The following is a 22,727-nucleotide window of genomic DNA, read 5'->3' on the forward strand; positions in this document are numbered from 1 at the left end:
CGAAGGGAACTTTTGATCACAAAAGTTCCCTTCGCCCCACAAAAAACACAACTAAAACCATCCCAAGGGTACAAATATGTTCACGGGTCTGGTGCAAGGCGAGGGCGAGGTCGCGGACCTGCGTCGTTCAGGCGCGGAGTGCCGCCTGCGTCTGCGCCCGCTGTTTGCTCTTTCCGGGCTTGTAGCGGGCGAATCTATTGCCGTCAACGGCGCCTGCCTTTCAGTGGAAACCTTTGGGGACGCGGACTTTACAGCCTACGCTTCGGCGGAGACCCTGGCCCGGACTACCCTGGGCGCGCTGCGGCCTGGCGACCGCGTCAATCTGGAGCGCGCCCTGGCCCTGGGCGACCGTCTGGGCGGGCATCTGGTAAGCGGCCATGTGGACGGCATTGCCACGGTGCAGGAAGTGCGGGCCGTGGGGCAGTCCTTGCGCTGTCGGCTGCGCTTTCCTCCGGAGTTCGCGCCGGAAATCCTCCCCAAAGGGTCGGTGACTCTTGACGGCATCAGCTTAACAGTCAATGATTGCGGTCCGGATTTTCTTGAGGTCAACGTCATTCCCGACACCAGGCAACGCACGGGCATGCGCCGCTGGCGGCCCGGCGTGTCGGTGAATCTGGAAACGGACCTTATCGGCAAATATGTGCGGCGCGTACTGGACGCGCGCGCGGCAAGCAGCACGCCGCCGGGCGCGCAAACGGCGGCTGAAGACCCCGGCGCGCAGGACGCGGCCGGCGGCGCGGGCGTGACCCGTGAGCTGCTGCTGCGCAACGGTTTTATCTGATTATGGCGCGTTCCGGCTTTGGGCCGGGGCGCTTTGTCGTGAACAACGGCCTTGAGGAATATACCTTCCTGGGAGTGAACATGACCGTACAAACCATCGCCGGCCAGTTGGACGCCAAGGGCCTTAAAGTGGCCATGGTGGCCGCGCGTTTCAACGATTTTATCGTGGACAGGCTGATCAGCGGCGCGCTGGACTATCTGGAACGCCACGGCGCAAGCCAGGACGACATCACCCTGGTGCGCGTGCCCGGCGCTTTCGAGATGCCTCTGGTCTGCCAAAAGCTGGCCCAGAGCGGCCGTTTTGACGGCGTGCTGGCCCTGGGCGCGGTCATCCGCGGCGGTACGCCGCACTTTGACTATGTCTGCGCCGAGGCCACCAAGGGCATTGCCCAGGCCATGCTGCACGCGGGCACGCCCATCGGCTTCGGTCTGCTGACCTGCGACAACATTGAACAGGCCATTGAACGCGCCGGGGCCAAAGCTGGCAATAAAGGGGCCGAAGCCGCCGCCGCCATGCTGGAAACCGTCCGCGTGCTGGAGCAGCTCTAACCCATGGCCAAAGGAAAAAACGCCACCCGTCACGGCGAGCGGGCCCAGGCCTTTCAAGTGCTCTACGGCCTTTCTTTTACCTCGGCCACCAGCATGACGGACCTGCGCAGTCAGTTTTTGCGCACGCCCGCCGCCACGCCCGACCCCGCCAGGGAGCCGGGCGATATGCCGGTGGGCTTTGCCTGGGAACTGGTGGAAGGCGTCTGGCGGGAACGCGAACGCCTGGATCAGCTCATTGCCCGCCACGCCCGCAACTGGCGGCTGGACCGCATGGGCCGGGTAGAGCTGACCCTGCTGCGGCTGGCCGTCTACGAGCTGCTCTGCCGACCCGACGTGCCGCCCCGGGTAGCCATTAACGAGGCCCTGGAACTGAGCCGGGAATACGGCGCGGACACGGCCAAAAACTTTATCAACGGCATTCTGGACGCCGTAGCCAAGGCCCTGGAATCCCCCTCCGGGGAAAACCCTGCGCCCGTCCCGTCCGCCTAACCTCCTGGTACGCCATGACGCACGAACGCTACAATCCGCAAGCTATTGAAGAAAAATGGCAGGCCCGCTGGCAGGCGGAAAACGCCTTTGCCTGCAGCGACAAGAGCGACAAGCCCAAGTACTATGTGCTGGAGATGTTTCCCTACCCTTCGGGCAACATCCACATGGGCCATGTGCGCAACTACGCCATTGGCGACGTGGTGGCGCGCACCAGGCGCATGCTGGGCTACAACGTGCTGCACCCCATGGGCTGGGACGCCTTTGGCCTGCCGGCGGAAAACGCGGCCATCAAACACCACACCCATCCCGCCCGCTGGACTTACGACAACATCGCCAACATGCGCGCCCAGCTCCAACGCCTGGGCTATTCCTACGACTGGTCGAGAGAAGTCGCCACCTGCCGGCCGGAATACTACCGCTGGGAACAGATGTTCTTTCTGCGCCTGCTGGAAAAAGGTCTGGTCTACCGCAAGAAGGCCGCGCAGAACTGGTGCCCCTCCTGCCATACGGTACTGGCCAACGAGCAGGTCATTGACGGCCTGTGCTGGCGCTGTGACAGCCGCGTGATCCAGAAAGACCTGACCCAATGGTTCCTTAAAATCACGGCTTACGGCGACGAACTGCTGGAAGACCTGCAGAAGCTGGAGGGCGGCTGGCCCGAACGCGTGCTGGCCATGCAGCGCAACTGGATCGGCAAATCCACGGGCGCGGCCGTCACCTTTGCCCTGGAAAAACCCGTGGAGGGCGCGCAGAGCCTGGACGTTTTCACCACCCGTCCGGACACGCTCTTCGGCGTCACCTTCATGACGCTTGCGCCGGAACACCCCCTGGTGGAACAACTCATTGCCGGGCAGCCGCAGGCCGACCAGGTACGCGCCTTTGTGGAGCGCATCCGCAATATGGACCGCCTGGACCGGCAGTCCGAAAATTTGGAAAAAGAAGGTATCTTTACCGGAGCCTACGCCCTGCACCCCTTCACAGGGCAGCGCGTGCCCCTGTGGCTGGGCAACTTTGTGCTGGCGGACTACGGCACCGGCGCGGTCATGGGCGTGCCCGCCCACGACCAGCGCGACTTTGAGTTTGCCCGCAAGTACGGCTTGCCCGTCAAGGTGGTCATCTGCCCCAAGGGGGAGGAACTGCGGGCCGAAGAGCTTGCGGAGGCCTTTACCGCCGAGGGCGTCATGGTGGGCTCCGGCCCCTTTGACGGCCTGCCCAATGTGGAAGGCAAGGCCGCCGTGGCCGCAGCCTTGGAAAAAGAAGGCAAAGGCCGCGCCACTACCCAGTTTCGCCTGCGGGACTGGAACATCTCGCGCCAGCGCTACTGGGGCGCACCCATCCCCGTGATCTACTGCGAAAAATGCGGCGTGGTGCCGGAAAAGGAAGAAAACCTGCCCGTGCTCCTGCCCATGGACGTCAAAATCCGCGAGGACGGCCGTTCCCCCCTGCCGGAGACCCCGGCTTTTGCCCAATGCGTCTGCCCGCGTTGCGGAGGCCCGGCCCGGCGCGAAACCGACACTCTGGACACCTTTGTGGAGTCTTCCTGGTATTTCGCCCGCTACACCAGCGCCCGCAATACCCAGGCCCCCTTTGACCCCGCCGCCCTCAGCTACTGGCTGCCCGTGGACCAGTACATCGGCGGTGTGGAACACGCCATCCTGCACCTGCTCTATTCCCGCTTTTTCACTAAGGCACTGCGCGACCTGGGCTTTTTCCCCGCCGGGCTGGACGAGCCCTTCGCCAACCTGCTCACCCAGGGCATGGTGCTGAAGGACGGCGGCAAAATGTCAAAATCCAAGGGCAATGTGGTGGCCCCTGCAGAGATGATCGCCAAATACGGGGCAGACACGGTGCGGCTGTTCTGCCTCTTCGCCGCCCCGGCGGAACGGGACTTTGACTGGTCCGATTCAGGCATCGAAGGAGCCTCGCGCTTCATCGGCCGCGTCTGGCGGCTGTTTATGGAAGAACGGGAACGGCTCCTGCCCCTCAAGGCCTGCCAGGCCACGGACGCGGACGCCCAAACGGTCGAAGCCCGCGACCTGCGCCGCCGCGAACACCTGACGGTCAAAAAGGCCGGGGAGGACATGGGCGAACGCTTCCAGTGCAATACGGCCATTGCCGCCGTCATGGAGCTGGTCAACGCCATGTACCTGGCCCGGGAAAAAATGGGCAACAGCGAGAGCGAACGCCGCGTGTTCTCCTCTGCCATGGCCACGGTGCTGACCCTGCTCGCGCCCATTACCCCCCACGTCTGCGAAGAACTGTGGGAGCGCCTGGGCCACGTCGACACCCTGTCCGGCGAGGCCTGGCCCCGCTGGGAGGCCGCAGCCACCGCGCAGGACATGCTTACCGTGGCCCTGCAGGTCAACGGCAAACTGCGCGGCACCGTGCAGGTGCCGGCGGAAGCGGATAAGGTCGCGCTGGAGCAGGCCGCCTTGGCGGACCCCAACGTACAACGCCACACAGCCGGGCTTACCGTGCGCAAGGTGGTGGTAGTGCCGGGCAAGCTGGTCAACATCGTGGCCAACTGACGACAGCGCCGCCCGCTGCGGGCTGACCGGAGGAATCCGGAAAACGGGCGGCAAGGTCCGGCAACGAGAACTTGCCCCACTCTGAACAAAACCGCCCTTCTTTGCGCCCGCGGCGTTAACGGCCCGCCCGGCCGCTCGCGCCAATCTGACATCTGCCCCGCAAAAAAACGCCCCGGCAAGAGCCGGGGCGTTTTTTATGCGCCGCCCCAGAAACGCATACTCAGGAGGTAGGATTCTTACAAAACCTCAGGACGCACAGACCACCCCCAGTATGGCTGTTCTGCCTGCCTACTAGAGCATTTAACACTTGAAATGCTCGCTTACTGCAGGCAAAAGCCTGCCTTCTCGCATTTCGTGGCAAGGATTTTCAAGAAAATCCTTGCAGAGCAATTAACTCATTTCATTCGTAAACTGCTCTAGAGCATTTAACACTTGAAATGCTCGCTTACGGCAGGCAAAAGCCTGCCTTCTCGCATTTCGTGGCAAGGATTTTCAAGAAAATCCTTGCAGAGCCGTTAGCTCATTTCATTCGCTAACTGTTCCAGTAACACGTTTTTTGTAAATTTATTACAAGTAAACTACAACGATATTCATCAAGCAATCAATCTGTGAATTTTTTCTTGCCCATTGACGTAATACAACAGTTGCGATACTGGAATTATTACTCATATGCACCAATTTTTTTGAAGGAGGTCTTTGTTGCAGGTTGTGAGAAGGTCTGGATTTGGTGAATGTTTTCACAACTACTAGGGTAATGGGGCAACTATCATGAGCTTACTTGTTTTTTGTTGCGTTGTGCTGCCCTTTATTGTGGCCATTGCGCTTTATTTCACACAAAGCGACGGGTGTCGCAAACTGTTGGTGCCCACCGCCGTGGCGGTCATGGCGCTTTCTGCGGTCTTCCTGGGGGCCAACGGGGCCTTCCGGCTGGAAGCCGAAACCTTCCTTGGCATGCCGCTGGACACGCTTTTCAGCGTCCTGGACCTCCTGCTGCTGCTCTACATTCTGGGCATCGGCTGGAAGCTGGGCAGCAGACTGGTCATGGGCATGACCGTATTGCAGCTGGTCGGCCTGCTCTACCTCAAATTTGTGCTGGCCGAAGGGGACGCCCCCGCAGTAGCCTTTGCCCCCGATGGGCTTTCTCTCATCATGGTTATCATTATTTCCGTGGTGGGCGGGCTTATCACCATTTATGGTCTGGGCTACATGGATGTGCACGAAGAGCACCTGCATTTGCGCGTTTCCCGCAAGCCGCGCTTTTTTGCCATTATTTTCTGCTTCCTGGGGGCCATGAACGGCCTGGTGCTGTGCAACAATCTTTCCTGGATGTTTTTCTTCTGGGAAGTGACCACGTTGTGCTCCTTCCTGCTCATCGGGCACGACCAGACCGAAGAAGCCAAGGCCAACGCCTACCGCGCCCTGTGGATGAACGTGCTGGGCGGCCTGGCCTTTGTTTCGGCCATGCTGTTTATCCAGAAAAGTCTGGGCACCCTTTCCACCGAACTGGTGCTGCAGAAGATGACCGGCATGGATGTGAAGAGCACGGCCATGCTGCTGCCTTTTGCCTTCTTCTGCGTGGCGGCCTTTACCAAATCCGCCCAGGTGCCTTTTGAAAGCTGGCTGTGCGGGGCCATGGTGGCACCCACGCCCGTTTCCGCCCTGCTGCACTCGGCCACTATGGTCAAGGCCGGCACCTATTTACTGCTGCGCATGGCCCCGGCCTTTGCCGACACCACCATGTCCACCATCGTGGCCCTGTTCGGCGCTTTCACCTTTGTGGCCACCTGCATCCTGGCCGTAAGCCAGAGCAACGCCAAAAAAATTCTGGCCTACTCCACCATCGCCAACCTGGGCCTGATCATCGCCTGCGTGGGCATTAATACGGCAGCCTCCATGATGGCGGCCACCACCATCATCATCTACCACTCCGTTTCCAAGGGCCTGCTCTTCATGTGCGTGGGCACCATCGAACAGCGCATCGGCTCTCGCGATATTGAAGACATGCGCGGCCTGTACGGCAAAATGCCGCGCACGGCCGTCATCACGGTCATCGGCATCTTCACCATGATGCTGCCGCCCTTTGGCATGCTCATCGGCAAGTGGATGGCCATTGAAGCTATCGCCCGCGCCACCCAGGCCATGACGCCCATCGTCTTTTTCGTGGCCCTGGGCTCGGCCTTCACCGTGCTGTTCTGGGCGCGCTGGGCCGGCGTCATCGTGTCTTCGTCCAACTTGCACGAGCATCCGCGGCACGGCGACACCCGCCCGTCCATCATGTTTGCCCTGCGGTCGCTCTGCGGTCTGGCGCTGATCTTTTCCTTCATTGCGCCGCTGGTGCTCAAGACCTTTGTGGAGCCCTCCGTGGTCGGCGTTTACGCCCGCTTCAACCTGCACAGCGAAGGCTTCATCCCCGGCGCGTCCCTTACAGGCGCGGGGGGCTTCGGCTGGATGTACATTCTTTTCATCCTGCTGGCCGTGGGCGTCTGGCTGGCCTGGCGCGCGGCCCGCAAGGTGCCGGGCAAGGCCCATGCCGAACCCTACTTCTCCGGTCTGACCCAGGTAAAGGATGGCCAGGTGGGCTTCAAAGGCCCCATGAACGTCTTTGAACCAGCCCGTGTGGCCAACTTCTACCTGGCCCAGTACTTTGGCGAAGGCACCATCACCAGAGGCATAGACATCATTTCCACGGCATTCCTGATCGTTCTCATAGGAGGTCTGCTCTGATGCTCTCTATCCTCGGCGCTCTCGGCGGCCTGCTCTTGTCGCCCCTGGCGGGCGGACTGCTTAACGGTGTGGACAGACGCCTCACGGCGCGCATGCAGTCGCGCGTGGGGCCGCCCCTGTTGCAGCCTTTCTACGACATCCTCAAACTGGCGGGCAAAGAAGCCAAAGTAACTAACGCCTGGCTGGTCTTCTGCGCCTACATCACGCTCATTTCTTCGGCTCTGGCCCTGTTCATCTTCTTCATGGGCGGCGACTTGCTGCTGCTTTTCTTTGTACTTTCGGTGGGCGCGGTGTTTCAGGTGGTAGGCGCCATCTGCGTGCCCTCCCCCTACAGCAACGTGGGCGCCCAACGTGAACTGCTGCTCATGCTGGCCTACGAGCCCATCCTTATTCTGGTCTTTGTGGGTTTTGCCATGTGCACGGGCTCCTTCTCTCTGGCGGACGTGTTCAGCTTGAAGGAACCCCTGCTGCTCAAAATGCCCCTGCTTTTCCTGGCCCTGGGCTACGCCCTGACCATCAAGCTACGCAAATCGCCCTTTGACATCGCGGCCAGCCACCACGGCCATCAGGAACTGGTCCGCGGCGTGCAGACCGAATATTCCGGTCCTTTCCTGGCCATTATTGAAGTGGCCCACTGGCTGGACCTGGTGCTTATCCTGGGCCTGTGCGCCATGTTCTGGCACACCAGCGTGGTGGGTATGGCCATTCTGGTGGCCGCTTCGCTGTTTACGGAAATCGTCATCGACAACATCACGGCCCGGCTTACCTGGCAGTGGATGGTGCAGAAAAAGTCCCTGCTGCTCGGCATGGGGCTGGCCCTGGTAAACCTTTTGTGGCTGTACGTTGCGTAAGGAGGCGGGAAAATGGGATTTGTCGATAAAATGATCAAGCGGAGCCGGCTCAAGTCTCCGTGGATCGTGCACTTTGACTGCGGTTCCTGCAACGGCTGTGACATTGAGGTGCTGGCCTGTCTCACGCCCCTCTACGATGTGGAGCGCTTTGGCGTGGTCAACACGGGCAACCCCAAGCACGCGGACGTGCTGCTGGTCACCGGCACGGTGAACCACCGCAACCGCCATGTGCTCCAGCAGATCTATGAACAGATGCCCGAACCCAAGGCCGTGGTTTCCATCGGCGCGTGCAACCTTTCGGGCGGCGTGTTCAAAGACACCTATAATGTACTCAACGGCGCGCACACCATCATCCCTGTGGATGTCTTTGTGCCCGGCTGCCCGCCCAAACCCGAGGCTATCATCGACGGCGTGGTGCAGGCCCTGGGCGTGCTGCAGGCCAAGATGGGCCTGGGCCCGGAACCGGAACCCACCCGCATGCCCGGCGATGAGGACAATACCCCGCCCACGGAAGCGGCCGCCCCAAAAACCGACGACCAGCCACTGCAAAACGCGGGCTAGGACCCGAAGGATTGCGCCATGCTTTTTGAAGCCAAGGAAGTTACGCCGGAAACGCTGCTGGGCGAAGTGCAGCAGCTGGCCAACAAAAAATACCGTTTTGTGACCATGTCGCAGACCGTGGTGGACGAAAACACCCTGCGACTGTTTTACCACTTTGATGAAAACCTGACCATGACCGACCTGCGCAACAACGCCGATATGTGCGTGTGGGAACCGCAGGACGCCAAGGGCATGGTCCATTTGCGCATGGACGTAAACAAGGATGCCCCCATTCCCAGCATCACGCCCGTCTACTTCTGCGCCGTGCTTATTGAAAACGAAACCCAGGACCAGTTCGGCGTGCGTTTTGCGGGCCTGCCCCTGGACTACCAGGGCGGCATGTACCTGGAAGGCGAAGTCAGCCACGCCCCTTACTTCACCATGACCACCGTGCGGCGCGCCCCGGCGGCCAAGGCCGGCGCCGCGGACGCGGCCCCCAAAGGAGAGCAGGCATGAGCAACCGCACCACCGTCATCCCCTTCGGGCCGCAGCACCCTGTGCTGCCCGAACCGCTGCACATCAAGTTTGTGGTGGAGGACGAAACCGTGGTGGGGGCCGTGCCCCAACTCGGCTTTGTGCACCGTGGGCTGGAAAGCCTGGTCCGCGTCAAGGACTACAACCAGATGGTCTTTGTGGTGGAGCGCATCTGCGGCATCTGCTCCTGCATCCACGCCAACTGCTATTGCAATGCCATTGAAGACCTCATGGGCATCACGGCCCCGCCACGCGCCCAGTTTCTGCGCGTGGTCTGGTCAGAACTGCACCGCATGCACTCGCACCTGCTCTGGCTTGGCCTGTTTGCCGATGCTTTTGGCTTTGAAAGCGTCTTCCAGCAGTTCTGGCGCATTCGTGAACACGTCATGGACATCTGTGAAGCCACGGCCGGCAACCGCGTCATCCTCTCCGTCAATGTGGTGGGCGGCGTGCGCCGCGACCTCACCCCGGACCAGATCCGCTGGATGCTGGGCCGCCTGGACGAACTGGAAAACGGCATGCGCGAGCTGACCCGCACCATGCTGGACGACTATACCGTGCAGGAGCGCACCCGCGGCATCGGCTATCTGAGCAAAGAGGACGCCCGCCTGCTGGGCGCAGCCGGCCCCACCCTGCGCGGCAGCGGCTGGGAAATTGATGAGCGCATGCACGGCTATGCCGCCTACAAGGATCTCAACTTCATCCCCGTGGTGGAGCCGGACGGCGACTGCTACGCCCGCGCCAAGGTGCGTTTTTATGAAGTGCTGCACGCCATTGAGCTCGTCCGCGAAGCCCTGAACCGGCTGCCCGAAAGCGAACTCACCGTCAAGGTGCCCGGCAACCCGGAGGGCGAATCCGTCTTCCGTGTGGAGCAGCCCCGCGGTGAGCTGTTCTACTACATCCGCGCCAACGGCACCAAAAACCTGGAACGCATGCGCGTGCGCACGCCCACTTTTGCCAACATCCCCGCCCTGCTGCACATGCTGCCGGGCTGCAAACTGCCCGACGTGCCGGTGATCGTGCTGAGCATCGACCCGTGCATTTCCTGCACTGAGAGGTAGCGCCATGTATATGCTTCCCAACGTGTTGCGCAATCTGTCCGCCAAGCCGGCCACCAGGCTCTATCCCCTGGAGGAGCGCGAGCCCTTCGCCAGCTACCGCGGCGTCATCACCAACGACGTGGAGCACTGCATCTTCTGCAGCACCTGCGCCAGAGTCTGCCCCACCGGGGCCATTGTGGTGGATGCCAAGGGCGGCAAGTGGAACTACGATCCCTTCCTCTGCGTCTACTGCTCCGCCTGCGTGGAAAAATGCCCTACCAAGTGTTTGCTGCAGGAACCCATCCACCGCAAGCCTTCGGTGAGCAAATTTGTGGTCCACCGTTCCGGCACCCCCAGGACAAAGAAAACCAAACCCGCTCCGGCAGCCGCCAAGGCGGAAGAAAAACAGTAAAAGGCCTTGCGGGGGCCCTCTTTTGCTCTGCCGTCTATTTTCCCAGGCCGCGGCCTGACAAGCGTCCATCCGGGACGCCCTGTGGACGGCAGAAAAAGAGGGTCCCCTATCCTTCAGAACAGCTTGCTGTTGAGGATCTGTATTCTCGCAACGGCACGCCCGTTCCGGCGCGTAACCACGCCAATCCTTGCACTTGACCTGCATGCCGGGCGTCTCTTATGCAGCTGCCAAAGCAGTTTCAACGTAAATTTGCCACCATACCTTTATTCCGCAACCCAATCATAGCGGAAAATGCAGGGGCAAGACAGCAAGATAGCCAGTCCGCTTGCCCAGGCAGACAGTTTGCCGCTATGGCGGCCTGCCGGTGCTGAAAAGGCGTTGCACAAGCGCAAAGCGCCCCCTGCAAACACAGGGGGCGCTTTGTATCTGGACGGCGCTACGGCCGTTGAGGGCCGCTGCTGTAGCGGTTTGTTGTTACTTGTCGCCTTCGGGCGCCGTGGCTTCCTTGGCGGGGGCAGCTTCCTTAACGGGAGCGGCCTGCTGGCTGCGCGTCAGCTCAATGACGGCCATGGGGGCGTTGTCGCCCTTACGCGGCATGGCCAGTTTGATCACACGGGTGTAGCCGCCGGGCACGCCGGCAAACAGGGGCCCAATGTCGTCAAACAGACGCTTGACCAGGGCATGATCGTTAAGGGCCCGATACGCCAGCCTACGAGAGTGCAGGTCGTTGCGTTTAGCAAGGGTAATCAGGGGCTCCACCACCCGGCGCAGTTCCTTGGCCTTCATTTCCGTGGTGCGGATTTTGCCGTGGAGCAGCAGCGCCTTGGCGAGATTGTGCAACAGGGCCTTGCGGTGCGCAGGCGTGCGCGAAAGTTTCCTTCCGGAATTGCTATGCCTCATTTTGCTGCTTCCTTTTCCAGTCCTGATATTTCTTGTCGAAGTTGTCGACCTTCAAGCCAAAGTCGAGGCCCATATCCAGCAGCACGCTCTTGATTTCGTCCAGCGATTTGCGGCCGAAATTCTTGGTCTTGAGCATTTCGGCCTCGGTCCGCTGCACCAGTTCGCCCACCAGGGCAATGTTGGCGCTGCGCAGGCAGTTGGTCGCCCGCACGGAAAGCTCCAGGTCATCAATGCTTTTGAACAAGTGCTCATTGAGCTCACCGCTGTCGCCGTTGCCGTCGCGCATGTCGCCGGAAACCCGCTCATCAAAATTGATGAACACGGAAATCTGGTCTTTAATGATCTTGGCGCTGTAGGCAATGGCGTCTTCGGGCGTGAGGGAGCCGTCGKTCCATACTTCCAACAACAGGCGGTCGTAGTTGGTCATCTGGCCCACGCGGGCCTGCTCCACCGTATAGGCCACCTTGCGCACCGGAGAAAAGCTGGAGTCCAGGCGGATCAGCCCGATCTCGTCGTCCAGGCCCTCATGCATGTCGGCGGGCACATAGCCCTTGCCCATGCGGACCTCAAACTCCATCTCCAGGTCCACGTCCTCGGTAAGAGTGGCAATGTGCAGGTCGGGGTTGAGCACGCTCACATGCTGATTGGTCTCAATCTGCCCGGCCAGCACCGGCCCGCGAGAAGAAGCCCGCAGAGTCAGGCGCTGGGGTTCCTCCGTATCCAGGCGCAGGCGAACCTGCTTGATGTTCAGAATGACGTCGGTGACGTCCTCCAACACCCCATGGATCGTGGTGAACTCGTGCTGCACGCCGGCAATCTTGACGGACACAAAGGCCGCCCCCTGCAGAGAGGAGAGCAGCACTCGCCGCAAAGCGTTGCCGATGGTGGTGCCGTAGCCCCGCTCCAGCGGTTCACAGATGAACTTGCCGTGGGTGGGGCTGGCGGTTTCTTCTTCACGCGCGATCTGTTCCGGCTTGACCAGCTCGGACCAGTTGCGCGCGTTGATAAGGCGTTCGCCCTGTTTTATAAGCATGCGAACCCCCGGTTATTTCGAGTAAAGTTCGACGATCAGCTGCTCGTTGACGGGGAACTGAATTTCGTCGCGCTGCGGCAAGGCCTTGACCGAGCCCTTAAAGGCGGCGCCGTCCGCTTCCAGCCAGGGCGGGCAGCCGCGGCGGGCAATGGCCTCCTGAGCTTCGGCCAGAACGGGAATTTTACGGTTCTTTTCAGGAATCTCAATGGTATCGCCCACCCGCACCTGCAGGGAAGGGATATTCACCTTACGGCCGTTGAGCGTGAAAATGCCGTGACGCACCAGCTGACGGGCCTGGTTGCGCGAGTTGGCAAAACCCAGACGGTAAATCACGTTGTCCAGACGGCGCTCCAGCATAACCAGCAGGTTGGTGCCGGTAACGCCCTTCTGCATTTCGGCTTTTTCAAAATACAGGTGGAACTGACGTTCCAGCATGCCGTACGCGCGGCGGGTCTTTTGCTTCTCCCGCAGCTGCACCGCGTATTCGCTCACCTTCTTACGCGCACGGCCGTGCTGGCCGGGGGCGTAGGGGCGGCGGTCATAGGCGCATTTGTCGGTAAAGCAACGATCGCCCTTCAAAAAGAGCTTGCAGCCCTCGCGGCGGCACATGCGGCACTTGGCTTCGGTATATTTGGCCATGAATCTGATCCTCTTGCGGTTTTACGCTGTCCGCGCCAAGGCGGACTAGACGCGGCGGCGCTTGGGCGGCCGGCAGCCATTGTGCGGAATGGGCGTAACGTCACGGATAAAGGCCACCTTGAAGCCCACGGACGAAATGGCGCGCATGGCGGCCTCACGACCGGAKCCGGGCCCCTTCACATAAATGCCCACGGTGCGCATGCCGTTGTCCTGCGCCTTGCGAGCCGCCGTTTCGGCCGCCACCTGGGCGGCAAAAGGCGTAGATTTGCGCGAGCCCTTAAAGCCGCTCTGGCCCGAAGAGGCCCACGAAACGGCGTTGCCGCGCGTGTCCGTAAACGTGATGATGGTATTGTTGAACGAGGCCTGAATGTGGGCAATGCCCACAGGCACGTTCTTCTTTTCCTTCTTTTTGACCGCTTTCTTGGGTCTGGCCATACTGCAATCCCTCTGACTGGAGCTTTTCAGATTATGCTCCGCGCGGCGGCGGAAATTCCGTTCGTCCTCACGGCAGCCTTCTACGCTGCGTCCGCTTTACAAACTGCGTCCGACGCAACCGCCAAACTTACTTCTTTTTGCCCACGGCCCCACGGCGCGGCCCCTTGCGGGTGCGCGCGTTGGTGTGGGTACGCTGCCCACGGGAGGGCAGGCCGCGCCGATGACGCAGGCCGCGGTAGCAGCCGATGTCCATAAGGCGCTTGATATTGCCGGAGATGTCACGGCGGAGGTCGCCCTCCACCTTGTAGTGCTGCTCCAGCTCTTTACGAATTTCGTTCACCTCGTCGGCGGAGAGGTCGTCAATGTTCCGCTCCCAGTTGACGCCGGTGGTGTCCAGAATTTTCAGGGCCGTGGTGCGGCCAATGCCATAGATATAGGTGAGCGCAATGTCCACCCGTTTGCCGCGCGGCAAATCAACACCTGCTATTCTCGCCACTGTACGTCTCCTGCCCTAGCCCTGGCGCTGCTTGTGCCGGGGGTTTTCGCAGATAACTCGAAGCACTCCCTTGCGCCGGATAACCTTACACTTGGGGCATATTTTCTTGACGGAAGGTCTTACTTTCATTTTACATCTCCCAAATACGAGCCATTGCGTTGGCCGATAAAGCCGCCGGCACAACCCGGGCCGCCGCAGCCGCTGGCAACCCGCCGCCCCAAGAAGAAGGAGCGGGAACGGAAATCTTTATCCGGCTTTAGGTATTCTGTCAACCATCAAACAATGGTGTGCCGGTTCAGCCCCTTGTCCGAAACGCTGAGGATGCGCGGTCCGGCCGGAGTGATGGCCACACTGTGTTCAAAATGGGCCGCCCACTGGCCGTCGCGGGTCACGGCCGTCCACTGGTCGTCCAGGATGTCCACTTCATAGGTGCCCATGGTCACCATGGGCTCAATGGCGATGACCATGCCGTTCTGCAGGGTCAGGCCCTTCATACCGGGGCGAAAATTGGGCACCTCGGGCTTTTCGTGCATGCGCGAACCCACGCCGTGCCCCACAAAACGGCGCACCACGTTGAAGCCGGCGGCCTCCACATAGTCCTGCACGGCCCCGCCGATACTGTAGACGTCGTTGCCGGCCCTGGCCTGTTCAATGCCCACGTAGAGGCTCTCCTCCGTAACCTTGAGCAGTTTGTGCACGTCTTCGCTCACCGTGCCCACAGGAAAGGTCCGCGCCGCGTCGCCCACAAAACCTTCAAACACCACGCCCATGTCGGCGCTGACGATATCCCCTTCCTGCAAAACCCGGTCAGAAGGAAACCCATGCACCACCTGCTCGTTTACCGAGCAGCACAGGGCAAAAGGATAGCCGCAGTAGCCCAAAAAGGCGGGCTTGACCTTATAGTCGGCGCACATGTCGCGCGCCAGCTCTTCCAGACGCATGGTGGGCACACCCGGCACCGCCATTGCGCCCACGGCATCCAGAATGTTGGCCACCATGCGGTTGGCTTCCCGCAGGCAGGCCACTTCCCGCTCATTCTTGATGAATGCGCCGTGATACTTCTTCATGATTCACCGTCCCGCGCTTAGAGCCTGCCGCTCTTGCGCGCCTTGGCCATCAGGCCCTGGTACTGGCTGGAGATCATGTGGGATTCCACCTGATTCATGAAGTCCATGGCCACGCCCACGAGGATGAGGAGGCTGGTGCCGCCAAAGTAAAACGGCACGTTAAAGTTGCTGATGAGCAACATGGGCAGCAGGCAGACAATGGAAATGTAGATGCCCCCCGAAAGGGTCAGCCGCGAAAGCACCGTATCAATATATTCCTGTGTTCTGTCTCCGGGCCGGATGCCGGGGATGAAGCCGCCGTTCTTCTTCAAATTTTCGGCCATATCCTTGGGGTCAAAAATAATGGCCGTGTAAAAATAGCAGAAGAAGAACATCAGCGCCACATAAAGCACGTTGTAAGCCACACCGTGGGGCGAAAACCACTCCGCGGCCTGCTTCACATAGTGGTTGGTCGAAAACTGCCCGATAGTGGCCGGAAACAACAGCAGCGAAGAGGCAAAAATAGGAGGAATGACGCCCGCCGTATTCAGCCGCAGGGGCAAATGCGAGTTCTGCCCGCCATACATTTTACGCCCGATCTGGCGCTTGGCATAGCTGATGGGGATGCGCCGCTGGGCCCGCTCCACAAAGACAATGGCCACCAGCACCGCCGCCATAAAGGCCACAATGACCACGGCCATAAAAAGGCTCATGTCCCCGGCTTCAATAAGGGCCACAGACTGAATGATGCCACGCGGGATGCCCACCACGATGCCGCAGAAGATGATCAACGAAATGCCGTTGCCGATGCCCCGCTCGGTGATCTGTTCGCCCAGCCACATGACTAGCACAGAGCCGGCCGTAAAGGTGATCATGGTCACCAGCCGAAAATGCCAGCCCGGCGTCAGCACCACGGGCATGCCCGCAGGACTGGTCATATTTTCCAGGCCCACGGCAATGCCCAGGCCCTGCACCAAGGTGATGAGCACCGTCATATAGCGGGTGTACTGGGTTATCTTGCGCCGACCGGCCTGCCCTTCTTCGCGCGCCATACGCTTGACGTCCGGGCTGACCACCTGCAACAGCTGCATGATGATGCTGGCCGAAATGTAGGGCATGACGCCCAGGGCAAAGACCGAAACGTTGGAGAGCCCGCCGCCGGAAAACATGTCAAAAAGACTGAACAGCGTGCCGGACATACTTTCAAAAAAAGACGCCAGAGCCGAGGCGTTGACCCCCGGCACGGGCACATGCACGCCAATGCGGTAGCAGCACAGAATCAGGAAGGTCCAGCCCAGCTTTTTGGTCAGCGAAGCCTGTCCTGCCGTCACGTTTGCCGATCCTACTGCCATGTATCACCTGCCGTAAAAACCCTTTGTGGTGCTGCGCCGACGTAGGCACGCCGGCAAAAAACCGAACCCGGAACCACAACACGGCCGGGGCTTCGCCGCAAAGGACGCCGCCCCGGCTGTGTCGCAGCCTGAAACCGGCTATTCCGCCGGAACAGCCTCAAGCTCGTTGACGCTGCCGCCGGCCTGACGGATTTTGTCCGCCGCGGCCTTGCTGAACTTGTGGGCCTCCACCGTGAGGGCCGTCGACACGTCGCCGCGCGACAGCACTTTGACCGGTGCGCCCATACGGACCAGGCCACGGGCGTAGATGTCGTCCAGGGTGATGGAAGTCTGCTCGCCAAAGGCGGCAATAAGACTGTCCAGATTGATCACCGCGTAGGTCACCTTGAACAGATAGTTCTTGAAACCGTGCTTGGGCAGACGCCGCTGCAGGGGCATCTGGCCGCCCTCAAAACCGGGGCGCACGCCGCCGCCTGCACGGGCGTTCTGGCCCTTGTGGCCCTTGCCCGCCGTGCAGCCCAAACCGGATCCGGCGCCGCGGCCCACACGACGGCGGGTCTTGCGCTCTTCCGGAAAGGGAAAAAGATTGTGCAGTTGCATGGTCTATGTCCTCCGGCCGTTACTCAACAACGGCCACCATATGCGGAACTTTGGCGATGATGCCCCGAATGGCCGGGGTGTCCTTGAACGTCCTGACCTTTTCGCGGCGCTTGAGGCCCAGGGCATCCAGCAGCTTGCGTTGCGCGGGCGTAGCGCCGATGCGCGAGCGCACCAGTTTGACCTTGATTTCTGCTGCCATGACTACTTCCTTGGAGCTTCCAGCTTCTTGCCGCGCAGGGCCGAGACATCGGCCGCGCTGCGCAGGGCGCCCAGGCCCTGCAGTGTGGCGCGAAGCACGTTGTGCGGATTGTTGGTACCGATAGCCTTGGCCAGCACGTCGCGCACGCCCACGGCTTCCATCACCGCGCGCACGGCGCCGCCGGCGATGATGCCCGTGCCTTCAGAGGCGGGCTTAAGCATGACGCGCCCGGCGCCGAAACGCCCCAGCACCTCATAGGGCAAGGTGCCCTCCACCAGGGGAATCTGCACACGGTTCTTGCGGGCGCGTTCTGTGGCTTTGCGCAAGGCTTCGGGCACTTCCTGGGCTTTGCCCAGGCCAAAGCCCACGCCGCCCTTGCCGTCGCCCACCACCACAAGGGCGCTGAAGCTGAACCGGCGACCGCCCTTGACCACCTTGGCCACGCGGTTGAGGGAAACGATCTTCTCGATTTCGCCCAGTTCGTTCTGCTGGGTTTCGCTATTTTCCTGACGCATACTAGAACTCCAGGCCGCCTTCGCGGGCGCCGTCGGCCACGGCCTTGACGCGACCGTGATAAAGATACCCGTTGCGATCGAATACCACCAGGCTGATATTCTTCTCCTTGGCCAGGCGGGCAATTTCCTTGCCCACGCGTTGGGCGCCGCTCAGGTTGCAGTGCAGGCCCGGTTCCGTCTTGGCCAGCGTGAGGGTGGAGGCGCAGGCCAGGGTGGCCCCGTCCACGTCGTTCACGATCTGGGCATAGATGTGCAGGTTGGACCGGAAGACCACCAGACGCGGCCGTACCGCCGTGCCGTTGACCTTTTTGCGGATGCGAATCTTGCGGCGCTGCCGGGATGAGTTCTTGCTGTTAATCATGACGCACTCCCTACTTCTTGCCGCCGGACTTGCCCACCTTACGGCGGATGGTCTCGGTCACATACTTGATGCCCTTGCCCTTGTAAGGTTCGGGCTTGCGGATACGGCGGATCTTGGCGGCCATTTCGCCCACCAGCTCCTTGTCAATGCCGGAGAGGGTGAGCACCTGGCCCGCCACCGCCGCCGTAATGCCATCGGGCAGATCCACCACCACGGGGTGGGAATAGCCCACAGAAAGCTCAATCAAATTGCCCTTCACCGCCACGCGGTAGCCCACGCCAATGACTTCCAGGCCCTTGGAAAAGCCCTTGGTCACGCCTTCAATGCAGTTGGCCAGCAGCGTACGCCGCAGCCCATGCTGGGCGCGGGTGTGGCGCTCGTCGTCCACACGGGTGAGGGTCAGGTGGCCGTCGGCCAGTTCATACTTAAGCAGGGGGCAGACAGGGGTGCGCAACGTGCCCTTGGGGCCCTTCACTTCCACAACATCCGTTCCGATCTTGACGTCAACGCCATTAGGAACGGGAATGGGCAGTCTACCTATTCTCGACATGGTGCACCGCCTACCAGATTTCGCACAAAAGTTCGCCGCCCACTTTCTTTTCTTGGGCGGTCATACCGTCCAGCACACCGCTGGACGTGGACAATATGCAGATGCCGAGGCCGTTCTGCACCCTGGGGATCTGGTGCGCGCCCACATACACCCGGCGACCGGGCGTGCTCACGCGCTTGAGCCCGGTGATGACGGGCCGGCCCTTTTCGTAGCGCAGGGCTATGGTGATGTTTTTATCGGCCACAGCCACGTCTTCCACATAGCCTTCCTGCTTGAGGATGGCGGCCAGCGCTTCCTTCATTTTTGAGCGCGGCACTTGCACATCTTTATGCAGGGCCAGATGCGCGTTGCGGATGCGGGTGAGCATGTCCGCAATAGGGTCTGTCAACATGGAAAGCTCCTGAGAGGTTGGGGGGCGGGGTTGACGGCCCCATGCCGCCACTTCCCGCGGGCGTGCGGAGCACGCCCCGGACCGCCCTGGGGCGGCCCTGAAAAACTGTGCTACCAGCTGGACTTGCGCACGCCCGGCAGCTCGCCCTTGAGGGCGAGGCTGCGGAAGCAGATACGGCAAACGCCGAACTGGCGCAGAAAGGCACGCGACCGGCCGCAAATGGGGCAGCGGTTGTAGGCGCGGGCGCTGAACTTGGGCTTGCGCTTGGCCTTTACTTCCAGAGAAGTACGGGACATGGCTTGACTCCTACTTACGGAACGGCATGCCAAGCTGGTCCAGAAGGAATTTGCCCTCCTTGTCCGTGGCCGCCGTGGTGACGATGGTGATGTTCATGCCCTTGGGGTTTTCCACGCGGTCCACCTCAAGCTCGGGGAAAATGGTATGCTCTTTGATGCCCAGAGTGAAGTTGCCGCGCCCGTCAAAGCCACGGTCAGGAATGCCGCGAAAGTCGCGCACACGCGGCAGGGCGAAGTTCATGAGCTTGTCCAGAAAGTCCCACATGCGGTCCTTGCGCAGGGTCACGCGCGCGCCGATGGGCATCCCTTCGCGCAGTTTGAAGGCGGCGATGGACTTTTTGGCACGGGTCACCACAGCTTTCTGGCCGGCAATGGCGGTGAGCTCCGCCACAGCCTCTTCCATGAGCTTGTTGTTCTGGCTGGCCGCGCCCATGCCGATGTTCAGAGAGACTTTTTCAATCCCGGGCAGTTGCATGACAGAGGAGTAACTGAACTCCTTTTGCAGTACCGGAACCACCTTCTCTCTATAGATCTTTTCAAGGCGTGTCATCGTTTCACCTTATTCCATGACTTCGTTGCACTTTTTGCAAAAGCGCACTTTCTTTTCCTTGCCCTCGGACTCGATGGTCCTGTAGCCCACGCGCGTGGCTTTGCCGCAGGCGGAGCACACCACCATGACATTGGAGACATGGATGGGCATCTCTTTTTCCACGATGCCGCCGGGCTGTTGGGCATAGGGGTTGGGGCGCATGTGGCGCTTGACCATATTGGCCTTCTCTACCAGCACCTTGTCCTTCTTGCGCAGGATTTTGAGCACCTTGCCGATCTTGCCCGCGTCCTTGCCGGCGATTACCATCACCTTGTCGTCCTTGCGGATGCGATACGTTTTCATGACGGTCTCCTACAGCACTTCCGGGGCCAGCGAAATAATCTTCATAAAGTTCTGGGCGCGCAGCTCACGGGCCACGGGGCCGAAAATACGGGTGCCCACGGGTTCGCCCTGGCTGGACAAAAGCACAGCCGCATTGCCGTCAAACTTGATGTAGCTGCCGTCGGCCCGGCGCACTTCCTTGGCCGTGCGCACGATGACGGCCTTCATCACGTCGCCCTTTTTCACCTTACTGTGGGGCATGGCTTCCTTGACGGAAACCATGATGATATCGCCCACAGAGGCATAGCGACGGTGTGAACCGCCCAGCACCTTAATGCAGGCAACCTTTTTGGCGCCGGAATTATCGGCGACCTGAAGCGTGGATTCAACCTGAATCATGGCGCTACCCTACACGGCTTTTTCAATGACGGAGACCAGATGCCAACGCTTGTTGCGTGACAGGGGACGGTACTCCACAATCTTCACCTTGTCGCCCATACCGCATTCGTTCATGGGATCATGAGCCGTGAACTTCTTGCGGCGCCTCACATACTTTTTGAGCAGGGGGTGCTTGACCAGGGTTTCGACGCGCACGACAATGGTCTTGTCGTTTTTGTCGCTTACCACTACGCCGGTCAGCGTCCTGCCCTTGCGATCTTCCAGAGTGTGCATGTTACGCCCTCTGTTCCTTTTCGTTGAGAATGGTCTCCATACGCGCCACCTGGCGGCGCATGGCCTTAAGCTCGGAAGTCTTTTCGAGCTGCGCCATGGCGTGCTTGAAACGGGCGTGCATCATCTCCTGACGCTGTTCGGTCAGCTTGCCGCGCAGTTCTTCAGCGCTCATGGCGCGCAGGGCGGCAACGTCGGGCCTTGCGGCGTCGATCTTTTTTTTGGCAGCCATCTTACAGGCCCTCCCTCACCACAATAACGGTCTTCACAGGCAGCTTGTGCGCGGCGCGGGTCAGCGCCTCGCGAGCCAGGTCCAGGCTCACGCCGCGGATCTCATAGAGCACGCGGCCGGGTTTGACCGGCGCGCACCAGCCCACGGGTGCGCCCTTACCGGAACCCTGACGGGTTTCCAGAGGCTTGGCCGTCACGGGGCGGTCGGGGAAGATGCGGATCCAGACCTTGCCGCCGCGCTTGATGTGTCGCATCATGGCGATACGCGCGGCCTCAATCTGCTGGCTGGAAAGGTGCCCGTGCTGCACAGCCTTGAGGCCGATATCGCCGAAGGCAATGGTGGCGCCGCGGGTGGCCAGGCCGCGCAGGCGGCCTTTCTGCCACTTGCGGTATTTAACTTTTTTGGGCGCAAGCATTACTATTCAACCTCTTTGTCAAGGATTTCACCCTTGTAGATCCACACCTTGACGCCAATGATGCCGTAGGTGGTGCGCGCTTCGGCAAAGCCGTAGTCAATATCGGCGCGCAGGGTCTGCAGGGGCACGCGGCCGTCGCGGTACCATTCGGTGCGGGCGATTTCCGCGCCGGCCAGTCGTCCGGCGCAGGTCACCTTGATGCCTTCGCCGCCGAACTTGCGGGCCATGGAAACCGTGCGCTTCATGGCGCGGCGGAAGGCCACGCGGCGCTCCAGCTGCTGGGCGATGTTTTCGGCCACCAGCTGGGCGTCCACTTCGGGACGACGGATTTCATTCACTTCCAGCGAAAATTCGCGGCCGAATTTCTGGCGCAGGTCGGCGCGCAGTTTTTCAATTTCCACACCCTTGCGCCCGATGACGATGCCGGGACGGGCCGTGGACAGGATGAGCCGTACCTTGCCGCCGGCGCGCTCGATTTCGATTTTGGAAAGCCCCGCATGATAAAGGAGCTTTTTGACGAACACGCGGATTTTGCTGTCCTCGTAGACAAAGGCAGGGTATTCCTTCTTGCTGAACCAGCGGGACTGCCAGTTTTTGTTGTACCCAAGCCGGAACCCGAACGGATGTACTTTCTGACCCATAGCCTATTCCTGCCCTTCTGCGAGTATGACGGTGATGTGGCTCGTGCGCTTGCGGATCTTGGTGGCCCGGCCCTGAGCACGGGGCATGAAGCGCTTCCAGGAGGGGCCCTCGTTGACGACGATTTCCTTCACCACCATGGCGTCCACATCCACGCCGCCCAGCTGGGAGGCGTTGGCGAGCGCGCTTTTGACCACGCCGTAGAGCACGCCGGCGGGCTTGTTGGGCGTAAAGCGGAGGAGGTTCATGGCCTCTTCCACGCCCAGGCCCTGCACGTTGCGGGCCACCAGGCGGGTCTTGCGCGGCGAGACGCGCTGGAACTTGGCAATTGCTTTGGATTCCATATCCCTACCCTACTTCTTGGCGGCCTTGGCCTTTTTGTCGGCGGCGTGCCCATGAAAGGTGCGGGTGGGCGAAAACTCGCCCAGTTTGTGGCCCACCATGTTTTCGGTGACGAACACCGGCACGAACTTCTTGCCATTATGCACCGCAAAGGTCAGCCCCACCATTTCGGGCAGGATGGTCGAGCGGCGCGACCAGGTCTTGAGCACGCGGCGGTCACTGTTGGCCACGGCGCTGTCGACCTTCTTCATCAGATGGCCGTCCACAAACGGCCCTTTTTTCAGCGATCTCGGCATGAG

At 60.8% G+C, this 22,727-nt stretch carries 34 protein-coding genes; 10 read left to right on the forward strand and 24 right to left on the reverse strand.

All coding sequences use genetic code 11. From position 1 onward, the window contains the following. The first annotated feature begins 76 nt into the window (after positions 1–76). From EB812_RS01420 to EB812_RS01465, 10 genes are all read left to right on the forward strand, one after another. Entirely contained in the window at positions 77–781 is a 705-nt protein-coding gene (locus tag EB812_RS01420; RefSeq protein WP_130957744.1) for a riboflavin synthase, read from the forward strand. Between the two features lie 80 nt (positions 782–861). Further along, positions 862–1,329 (forward strand): 6,7-dimethyl-8-ribityllumazine synthase, encoded by a 468-nt coding sequence (gene ribH, locus EB812_RS01425; RefSeq protein ID WP_165450861.1) that lies wholly within the window; start codon positions 862–864, stop codon positions 1,327–1,329. Positions 1,330–1,332: 3 nt separating this feature from the next. Then, positions 1,333–1,818 carry a transcription antitermination factor NusB gene (gene nusB, locus EB812_RS01430; RefSeq protein ID WP_118230328.1) on the forward strand — a complete coding sequence of 162 codons (486 nt, stop codon included), beginning with the start codon at positions 1,333–1,335 and terminating at the stop codon, positions 1,816–1,818. Between the two features lie 14 nt (positions 1,819–1,832). After that, positions 1,833–4,346 carry a leucine--tRNA ligase gene (gene leuS, locus EB812_RS01435; RefSeq protein ID WP_118230327.1) on the forward strand — a complete coding sequence of 838 codons (2,514 nt, stop codon included), beginning with the start codon at positions 1,833–1,835 and terminating at the stop codon, positions 4,344–4,346. Positions 4,347–5,114: 768 nt separating this feature from the next. Beyond that, positions 5,115–7,070, forward strand: coding sequence for an NADH-quinone oxidoreductase subunit 5 family protein (locus EB812_RS01440; RefSeq protein ID WP_118230326.1), 1,956 nt, complete (start codon positions 5,115–5,117; stop codon positions 7,068–7,070). After that, on the forward strand, positions 7,070–7,921 hold the full coding sequence (locus EB812_RS01445) for an NADH-quinone oxidoreductase subunit H (protein ID WP_118230325.1): 852 nt from the start codon (positions 7,070–7,072) through the stop codon (positions 7,919–7,921). Before EB812_RS01440 ends, EB812_RS01445 begins: the two co-directional genes overlap by 1 nt. Positions 7,922–7,933: 12 nt before the next feature. Further along, positions 7,934–8,482: an NADH-quinone oxidoreductase subunit B family protein gene (locus tag EB812_RS01450; RefSeq protein ID WP_118230324.1), complete on the forward strand. Its 549-nt coding sequence runs from the start codon at positions 7,934–7,936 to the stop codon at positions 8,480–8,482. Between the two features lie 18 nt (positions 8,483–8,500). Further along, complete coding sequence (locus EB812_RS01455; protein WP_118230323.1) at positions 8,501–8,977, forward strand: NADH-quinone oxidoreductase subunit C; 477 nt, start codon at positions 8,501–8,503, stop codon at positions 8,975–8,977. Continuing rightward, positions 8,974–10,056, forward strand: a complete 1,083-nt coding sequence (locus EB812_RS01460; protein ID WP_130957745.1) for a hydrogenase large subunit — start codon at positions 8,974–8,976, stop codon at positions 10,054–10,056. Before EB812_RS01455 ends, EB812_RS01460 begins: the two co-directional genes overlap by 4 nt. Positions 10,057–10,060: 4 nt before the next feature. Next, positions 10,061–10,447 (forward strand): 4Fe-4S binding protein, encoded by a 387-nt coding sequence (locus tag EB812_RS01465; RefSeq protein ID WP_118230321.1) that lies wholly within the window; start codon positions 10,061–10,063, stop codon positions 10,445–10,447. Between the two features lie 474 nt (positions 10,448–10,921). Here EB812_RS01465 and rplQ read toward each other — a convergent pair whose 3' ends face one another. From rplQ to rpsS, 24 genes are all read right to left on the reverse strand, one after another. Further along, positions 10,922–11,347, reverse strand: a complete 426-nt coding sequence (gene rplQ / locus EB812_RS01470; RefSeq protein WP_118230320.1) for a 50S ribosomal protein L17 — start codon at positions 11,345–11,347, stop codon at positions 10,922–10,924. Then, a complete protein-coding gene (locus EB812_RS01475) occupies positions 11,337–12,380 on the reverse strand; it encodes a DNA-directed RNA polymerase subunit alpha (protein WP_130957746.1) in 1,044 nt (347 codons plus the stop codon). The genes rplQ and EB812_RS01475 overlap by 11 nt, the downstream gene beginning before the upstream one ends. 12 nt (positions 12,381–12,392) lie before the next feature. Beyond that, positions 12,393–13,019 (reverse strand): 30S ribosomal protein S4, encoded by a 627-nt coding sequence (gene rpsD / locus EB812_RS01480; RefSeq protein WP_118230318.1) that lies wholly within the window; start codon positions 13,017–13,019, stop codon positions 12,393–12,395. A 45-nt stretch (positions 13,020–13,064) separates the two neighbouring features. Further along, entirely contained in the window at positions 13,065–13,454 is a 390-nt protein-coding gene (rpsK, locus tag EB812_RS01485) for a 30S ribosomal protein S11 (protein ID WP_092154033.1), read from the reverse strand. 127 nt (positions 13,455–13,581) lie between these two features. Further along, a complete protein-coding gene (gene rpsM / locus EB812_RS01490; RefSeq protein WP_118230317.1) occupies positions 13,582–13,950 on the reverse strand; it encodes a 30S ribosomal protein S13 in 369 nt (122 codons plus the stop codon). Between the two features lie 15 nt (positions 13,951–13,965). Next, positions 13,966–14,079: a 50S ribosomal protein L36 gene (gene rpmJ / locus EB812_RS01495; protein ID WP_005027799.1), complete on the reverse strand. Its 114-nt coding sequence runs from the start codon at positions 14,077–14,079 to the stop codon at positions 13,966–13,968. A 146-nt stretch (positions 14,080–14,225) separates the two neighbouring features. Continuing rightward, positions 14,226–15,017, reverse strand: a complete 792-nt coding sequence (gene map / locus EB812_RS01500) for a type I methionyl aminopeptidase (RefSeq protein ID WP_118230316.1) — start codon at positions 15,015–15,017, stop codon at positions 14,226–14,228. Between the two features lie 17 nt (positions 15,018–15,034). Further along, positions 15,035–16,348, reverse strand: coding sequence for a preprotein translocase subunit SecY (secY, locus tag EB812_RS01505; protein WP_118230315.1), 1,314 nt, complete (start codon positions 16,346–16,348; stop codon positions 15,035–15,037). 138 nt (positions 16,349–16,486) lie between these two features. After that, positions 16,487–16,948: a 50S ribosomal protein L15 gene (rplO, locus tag EB812_RS01510; protein ID WP_118230314.1), complete on the reverse strand. Its 462-nt coding sequence runs from the start codon at positions 16,946–16,948 to the stop codon at positions 16,487–16,489. Positions 16,949–16,967: 19 nt separating this feature from the next. Continuing rightward, positions 16,968–17,147: a 50S ribosomal protein L30 gene (gene rpmD / locus EB812_RS01515; RefSeq protein WP_092154043.1), complete on the reverse strand. Its 180-nt coding sequence runs from the start codon at positions 17,145–17,147 to the stop codon at positions 16,968–16,970. A 2-nt stretch (positions 17,148–17,149) separates the two neighbouring features. Continuing rightward, a complete protein-coding gene (gene rpsE / locus EB812_RS01520; RefSeq protein WP_118230313.1) occupies positions 17,150–17,662 on the reverse strand; it encodes a 30S ribosomal protein S5 in 513 nt (170 codons plus the stop codon). A 1-nt stretch (position 17,663) separates the two neighbouring features. Next, on the reverse strand, positions 17,664–18,023 hold the full coding sequence (gene rplR, locus EB812_RS01525) for a 50S ribosomal protein L18 (RefSeq protein ID WP_118230312.1): 360 nt from the start codon (positions 18,021–18,023) through the stop codon (positions 17,664–17,666). A gap of 10 nt (positions 18,024–18,033) precedes the next feature. Then, a complete protein-coding gene (rplF, locus tag EB812_RS01530; RefSeq protein WP_118230311.1) occupies positions 18,034–18,573 on the reverse strand; it encodes a 50S ribosomal protein L6 in 540 nt (179 codons plus the stop codon). A gap of 10 nt (positions 18,574–18,583) precedes the next feature. Continuing rightward, positions 18,584–18,964 (reverse strand): 30S ribosomal protein S8, encoded by a 381-nt coding sequence (gene rpsH / locus EB812_RS01535; RefSeq protein WP_118230310.1) that lies wholly within the window; start codon positions 18,962–18,964, stop codon positions 18,584–18,586. A gap of 110 nt (positions 18,965–19,074) precedes the next feature. After that, on the reverse strand, positions 19,075–19,260 hold the full coding sequence (locus tag EB812_RS01540) for a type Z 30S ribosomal protein S14 (protein ID WP_118230309.1): 186 nt from the start codon (positions 19,258–19,260) through the stop codon (positions 19,075–19,077). 10 nt (positions 19,261–19,270) lie between these two features. Continuing rightward, positions 19,271–19,810, reverse strand: a complete 540-nt coding sequence (gene rplE / locus EB812_RS01545; RefSeq protein WP_130957747.1) for a 50S ribosomal protein L5 — start codon at positions 19,808–19,810, stop codon at positions 19,271–19,273. A 9-nt stretch (positions 19,811–19,819) separates the two neighbouring features. Continuing rightward, positions 19,820–20,152, reverse strand: a complete 333-nt coding sequence (rplX, locus tag EB812_RS01550) for a 50S ribosomal protein L24 (protein WP_118230307.1) — start codon at positions 20,150–20,152, stop codon at positions 19,820–19,822. Positions 20,153–20,161: 9 nt separating this feature from the next. Next, the gene (gene rplN / locus EB812_RS01555) at positions 20,162–20,530 is read right to left on the reverse strand and encodes a 50S ribosomal protein L14 (RefSeq protein ID WP_118230306.1); all 369 of its coding nucleotides are present in this window, start codon (positions 20,528–20,530) and stop codon (positions 20,162–20,164) included. 9 nt (positions 20,531–20,539) lie between these two features. Continuing rightward, positions 20,540–20,803 (reverse strand): 30S ribosomal protein S17, encoded by a 264-nt coding sequence (gene rpsQ, locus EB812_RS01560; RefSeq protein WP_118230305.1) that lies wholly within the window; start codon positions 20,801–20,803, stop codon positions 20,540–20,542. 1 nt (position 20,804) lies between these two features. Next, entirely contained in the window at positions 20,805–21,032 is a 228-nt protein-coding gene (gene rpmC / locus EB812_RS01565) for a 50S ribosomal protein L29 (protein WP_118230304.1), read from the reverse strand. 1 nt (position 21,033) lies between these two features. After that, complete coding sequence (rplP, locus tag EB812_RS01570; RefSeq protein ID WP_118230303.1) at positions 21,034–21,447, reverse strand: 50S ribosomal protein L16; 414 nt, start codon at positions 21,445–21,447, stop codon at positions 21,034–21,036. A gap of 2 nt (positions 21,448–21,449) precedes the next feature. After that, entirely contained in the window at positions 21,450–22,088 is a 639-nt protein-coding gene (gene rpsC / locus EB812_RS01575) for a 30S ribosomal protein S3 (protein ID WP_118230302.1), read from the reverse strand. Positions 22,089–22,091: 3 nt separating this feature from the next. After that, positions 22,092–22,430 carry a 50S ribosomal protein L22 gene (gene rplV / locus EB812_RS01580; protein ID WP_092154068.1) on the reverse strand — a complete coding sequence of 113 codons (339 nt, stop codon included), beginning with the start codon at positions 22,428–22,430 and terminating at the stop codon, positions 22,092–22,094. 9 nt (positions 22,431–22,439) lie between these two features. After that, a complete protein-coding gene (rpsS, locus tag EB812_RS01585; RefSeq protein WP_092154070.1) occupies positions 22,440–22,724 on the reverse strand; it encodes a 30S ribosomal protein S19 in 285 nt (94 codons plus the stop codon). Between the last annotated feature and the right edge of the window lie 3 nt (positions 22,725–22,727).

The organism is Desulfovibrio legallii (genome assembly GCF_004309735.1).
Classification (GTDB): Bacteria; Desulfobacterota; Desulfovibrionia; order Desulfovibrionales; family Desulfovibrionaceae; genus Desulfovibrio; species Desulfovibrio legallii.

What these genes read in the sequence shown, in the direction of transcription:
- EB812_RS01420 (WP_130957744.1), top strand. Translation starts at nt 77, where the DNA reads ATGTTCACGGGTCTGGTGCAAGGCGAGGGCGAGGTCGCGGACCTGCGT.
- ribH (WP_165450861.1), top strand. Translation starts at nt 862, where the DNA reads ATGACCGTACAAACCATCGCCGGCCAGTTGGACGCCAAGGGCCTTAAA.
- nusB (WP_118230328.1), top strand. Translation starts at nt 1,333, where the DNA reads ATGGCCAAAGGAAAAAACGCCACCCGTCACGGCGAGCGGGCCCAGGCC.
- leuS (WP_118230327.1), top strand. Translation starts at nt 1,833, where the DNA reads ATGACGCACGAACGCTACAATCCGCAAGCTATTGAAGAAAAATGGCAG.
- EB812_RS01440 (WP_118230326.1), top strand. Translation starts at nt 5,115, where the DNA reads ATGAGCTTACTTGTTTTTTGTTGCGTTGTGCTGCCCTTTATTGTGGCC.
- EB812_RS01445 (WP_118230325.1), top strand. Translation starts at nt 7,070, where the DNA reads ATGCTCTCTATCCTCGGCGCTCTCGGCGGCCTGCTCTTGTCGCCCCTG.
- EB812_RS01450 (WP_118230324.1), top strand. Translation starts at nt 7,934, where the DNA reads ATGGGATTTGTCGATAAAATGATCAAGCGGAGCCGGCTCAAGTCTCCG.
- EB812_RS01455 (WP_118230323.1), top strand. Translation starts at nt 8,501, where the DNA reads ATGCTTTTTGAAGCCAAGGAAGTTACGCCGGAAACGCTGCTGGGCGAA.
- EB812_RS01460 (WP_130957745.1), top strand. Translation starts at nt 8,974, where the DNA reads ATGAGCAACCGCACCACCGTCATCCCCTTCGGGCCGCAGCACCCTGTG.
- EB812_RS01465 (WP_118230321.1), top strand. Translation starts at nt 10,061, where the DNA reads ATGTATATGCTTCCCAACGTGTTGCGCAATCTGTCCGCCAAGCCGGCC.
- rplQ (WP_118230320.1), bottom strand. Translation starts at nt 11,347, where the DNA reads ATGAGGCATAGCAATTCCGGAAGGAAACTTTCGCGCACGCCTGCGCAC.
- rpsD (WP_118230318.1), bottom strand. Translation starts at nt 13,019, where the DNA reads ATGGCCAAATATACCGAAGCCAAGTGCCGCATGTGCCGCCGCGAGGGC.
- rpmJ (WP_005027799.1), bottom strand. Translation starts at nt 14,079, where the DNA reads ATGAAAGTAAGACCTTCCGTCAAGAAAATATGCCCCAAGTGTAAGGTT.
- map (WP_118230316.1), bottom strand. Translation starts at nt 15,017, where the DNA reads ATGAAGAAGTATCACGGCGCATTCATCAAGAATGAGCGGGAAGTGGCC.
- secY (WP_118230315.1), bottom strand. Translation starts at nt 16,348, where the DNA reads ATGGCAGTAGGATCGGCAAACGTGACGGCAGGACAGGCTTCGCTGACC.
- rplO (WP_118230314.1), bottom strand. Translation starts at nt 16,948, where the DNA reads ATGCAACTGCACAATCTTTTTCCCTTTCCGGAAGAGCGCAAGACCCGC.
- rpmD (WP_092154043.1), bottom strand. Translation starts at nt 17,147, where the DNA reads ATGGCAGCAGAAATCAAGGTCAAACTGGTGCGCTCGCGCATCGGCGCT.
- rpsE (WP_118230313.1), bottom strand. Translation starts at nt 17,662, where the DNA reads ATGCGTCAGGAAAATAGCGAAACCCAGCAGAACGAACTGGGCGAAATC.
- rplR (WP_118230312.1), bottom strand. Translation starts at nt 18,023, where the DNA reads ATGATTAACAGCAAGAACTCATCCCGGCAGCGCCGCAAGATTCGCATC.
- rplF (WP_118230311.1), bottom strand. Translation starts at nt 18,573, where the DNA reads ATGTCGAGAATAGGTAGACTGCCCATTCCCGTTCCTAATGGCGTTGAC.
- rpsH (WP_118230310.1), bottom strand. Translation starts at nt 18,964, where the DNA reads ATGTTGACAGACCCTATTGCGGACATGCTCACCCGCATCCGCAACGCG.
- EB812_RS01540 (WP_118230309.1), bottom strand. Translation starts at nt 19,260, where the DNA reads ATGTCCCGTACTTCTCTGGAAGTAAAGGCCAAGCGCAAGCCCAAGTTC.
- rplE (WP_130957747.1), bottom strand. Translation starts at nt 19,810, where the DNA reads ATGACACGCCTTGAAAAGATCTATAGAGAGAAGGTGGTTCCGGTACTG.
- rplX (WP_118230307.1), bottom strand. Translation starts at nt 20,152, where the DNA reads ATGAAAACGTATCGCATCCGCAAGGACGACAAGGTGATGGTAATCGCC.
- rplN (WP_118230306.1), bottom strand. Translation starts at nt 20,530, where the DNA reads ATGATTCAGGTTGAATCCACGCTTCAGGTCGCCGATAATTCCGGCGCC.
- rpsQ (WP_118230305.1), bottom strand. Translation starts at nt 20,803, where the DNA reads ATGCACACTCTGGAAGATCGCAAGGGCAGGACGCTGACCGGCGTAGTG.
- rpmC (WP_118230304.1), bottom strand. Translation starts at nt 21,032, where the DNA reads ATGGCTGCCAAAAAAAAGATCGACGCCGCAAGGCCCGACGTTGCCGCC.
- rplP (WP_118230303.1), bottom strand. Translation starts at nt 21,447, where the DNA reads ATGCTTGCGCCCAAAAAAGTTAAATACCGCAAGTGGCAGAAAGGCCGC.
- rpsC (WP_118230302.1), bottom strand. Translation starts at nt 22,088, where the DNA reads ATGGGTCAGAAAGTACATCCGTTCGGGTTCCGGCTTGGGTACAACAAA.
- rplV (WP_092154068.1), bottom strand. Translation starts at nt 22,430, where the DNA reads ATGGAATCCAAAGCAATTGCCAAGTTCCAGCGCGTCTCGCCGCGCAAG.
- rpsS (WP_092154070.1), bottom strand. Translation starts at nt 22,724, where the DNA reads ATGCCGAGATCGCTGAAAAAAGGGCCGTTTGTGGACGGCCATCTGATG.